Annotated in this window: 2 rRNA genes; both read left to right on the top strand. The window is 49.0% G+C overall.

Annotated features, from left to right (window positions below):
• The first annotated feature begins 151 nt into the window (after positions 1–151).
• Positions 152–3068, top strand: a 23S ribosomal RNA gene (locus AC6UD6_RS06910).
• Between the two features lie 72 nt (positions 3069–3140).
• A 5S ribosomal RNA gene (gene rrf, locus AC6UD6_RS06905) occupies positions 3141–3257 on the top strand.

Below are 3257 nucleotides of genomic sequence, written 5' to 3'. Positions count from 1 at the left end.
ACTTTGTTCTTTGAAAACTAGATAATATTATTTTCTGTATTAATTATATTTTAATTATAATTTTAACCGAGAAATAACCACTACGTTATTTGAGTTTTTTAAAATAGTTTAAATCGCAAATACTCAATAACTTACATCACGAAGTGATGCAGGTTAAGTTATTAAGGGCGCATGGTGAATGCCTTGGTACTAGGAGCCGATGAAGGACGGAACTAACACCGATATGCTTCGGGGAGCTGTACGTAAGCTTTGATCCGGAGATTTCCGAATGGGGAAACCCAATCATCTTAGTCGATGATTGCACGACAGTGAATTCATAGCTGCCGTGCGGTAGACGCGGGGAACTGAAACATCTAAGTACCCGCAGGAGTAGAAAAAAATTTCGATTCCCTCAGTAGCGGCGAGCGAACGGGGAACAGCCCAAACCGATCAGTTTACTGGTCGGGGTTGTAGGACTGAACATTTGAGTTACAAAAGAATCTGATAGTCGAATCAGTTGGGAAGCTGAGCCATAGATGGTGATAGCCCAGTAGACGAAATCAGGTTCCCTCAGTTCAGGATCCTGAGTACGGCGACACACGTGAAACGTCGTCGGAAGCCGGGAGGACCATCTCCCAAGGCTAAATACTACCTAGTGACCGATAGTGAACCAGTACCGTGAGGGAAAGGTGAAAAGCACCCCGGAAGGGGAGTGAAATAGTTCCTGCAACCATGTGCCTACAAGCAGTTAGAGCCCGTTTAAGGGTGATAGCGTGCCTCTTGTAGAATGAACCGGCGAGTTATAGTTGCATGCAAGGTTAAGTTGAAAAAGCGGAGCCGAAGCGAAAGCGAGTCTGAATAGGGCGTTGAAGTATGTTGCCATAGACCCGAAACCAGGTGATCTATCCATGTCCAGGATGAAAGTGCGGTAATACGCACCGGAGGTCCGAACCCGTGTACGTTGAAAAGTGCTGGGATGAGGTGTGGATAGCGGTGAAATTCCAAACGAACTTGGAGATAGCTGGTTCTCTCCGAAATAGCTTTAGGGTTAGCCTCGGATTTAGAATCATGGAGGTAGAGCCACTGTTTGGACAAGGGGTCCGTCTTGGATTACTAAGTTCAGATAAACTCCGAATACCATTGATTTATATCCGGGAGTCAGACGATGAGTGATAAGATCCATCGTCGAAAGGGGAACAGCCCAGACCGCCAGTTAAGGTCCCTAAATATATGCTAAGTGGAAAAGGCAGTGGAGTTGCATAGACAACTAGGATGTTGGCTCAGAAGCAGCCACCATTTAAAGAGTGCGTAATAGCTCACTAGTCGAGTGATTCTGCGCCGAAAATTTACCGGGGCTAAGCATATTACCGAGACTGCGGACGCGACTTTGTCGCGTGATAGGAGAGCGTTCTAAGGGCAATGAAGCTAGACCGTAAGGACTAGTGGAGCGCTTAGAAGTGAGAATGCCGGTATGAGTAGCGAAAAATCAGTGAGAATCTGATTCACCGAATGACTAAGGTTTCCTGGGGAAGGCTCGTCCACCCAGGGTTAGTCGGGACCTAAGTCGAGGCCGAGAGGCGTAGACGATGGATAACAGGTTGAGATTCCTGTACTAGTTATTAACGTTTGAGTGATGGAGGAACGCAGAAGGCTAAGTTGTGCATCCTGATGGAGATGGATGTTCAAGTCGTAAGTCAGGTCAAGAGAGAAATGCTTTTGATCGAGTTGACAAGCGACGATGAGGACCGAAATTATAGTAGGGAAGCAACTGATGTCACGCTGCCGAGAAAAGCTTCTAGCGAGTTAATAACTACCCGTACCGCAAACCGACACAGGTAGTCGAGGAGAGTATCCTCAGGTGAGCGAGAGAACTCTCGTTAAGGAACTCGGCAAAATGACCCCGTAACTTCGGAAGAAGGGGTGCTGTCCTAACGGACAGCCGCAGTGAAGAGGCCCAGACGACTGTTTATCAAAAACACAGGTTTCTGCAAAATCGTAAGATGACGTATAGGGGCTGACGCCTGCCCGGTGCTGGAAGGTTAAGTGGAAGAGTTAGCTTCGGCGAAGCTCCGAAATGAAGCCCCAGTAAACGGCGGCCGTAACTATAACGGTCCTAAGGTAGCGAAATTCCTTGTCGGGTAAGTTCCGACCCGCACGAAAGGCGTAACGATCTGGGCACTGTCTCAACGAGAGACTCGGTGAAATTAAGATACCTGTGAAGAAGCAGGTTACCCGCGACAGGACGGAAAGACCCCATGGAGCTTTACTGTAGCTTGATATTGGGTGTTTGCACAGCTTGTACAGGATAGGTAGGAGCCATTGAAACCGGAGCGCTAGCTTCGGCGGAGGCGTCATTGGGATACTACCCTTGCTATGTGAACACTCTAACCCTGAGCACTCAACGTGCTCGGAGACAGTGTCTGGTTGGCAGTTTGACTGGGGCGGTCGCCTCCTAAATAGTAACGGAGGCGCCCAAAGGTTCCCTCAGAATGGTTGGAAATCATTCAAAGAGTGTAAAGGCAGAAGGGAGCTTGACTGCGAGACATACAGGTCGAGCAGGGACGAAAGTCGGGCTTAGTGATCCGGTGGTACCATATGGAAGGGCCATCGCTCAACGGATAAAAGCTACCCTGGGGATAACAGGCTTATCTCCCCCAAGAGTTCACATCGACGGGGAGGTTTGGCACCTCGATGTCGGCTCATCGCATCCTGGGGCTGTAGTTGGTCCCAAGGGTTGGGCTGTTCGCCCATTAAAGCGGTACGCGAGCTGGGTTCAGAACGTCGTGAGACAGTTCGGTCCCTATCCGTCGCGGGCGCAGGAAATTTGAGAGGAGCTATCCCTAGTACGAGAGGACCGGGATGGACATACCGCTGGTGTACCAGTTGCGCCGCCAGGCGCACAGCTGGGTAGCTATGTATGGATGAGATAAACGCTGAAAGCATCTAAGTGTGAAACTCGCCTCGAGATGAGATTTCCCATTCCTTTATGGAAGTAAGACCCCTGAAAGATGATCAGGTAGATAGGTTAGAAGTGGAAGCGTAGTGATACGTGAAGCGGACTAATACTAATCGGTCGAGGACTTAACCAAGCAAAAAGAAGTGGAAGTTAATCGGGCAGAGAAGATATTATCTAGTTTTGAGAGAACGAAGTTCTTTCTAAGTGTGGTGGCGAAAGCCTGAAGGATACACCTGTTCCCATGCCGAACACAGAAGTTAAGCTTCAGCACGCCAAGAGTAGTTGGGGGATCGCCCCCTGCAAGGGTAGGACGTTGCCACGC

Source organism: Fructilactobacillus sp. X8R2C1 (genome assembly GCF_059900955.1).
This window is presented reverse-complemented; position numbering and strand designations above follow the sequence as displayed.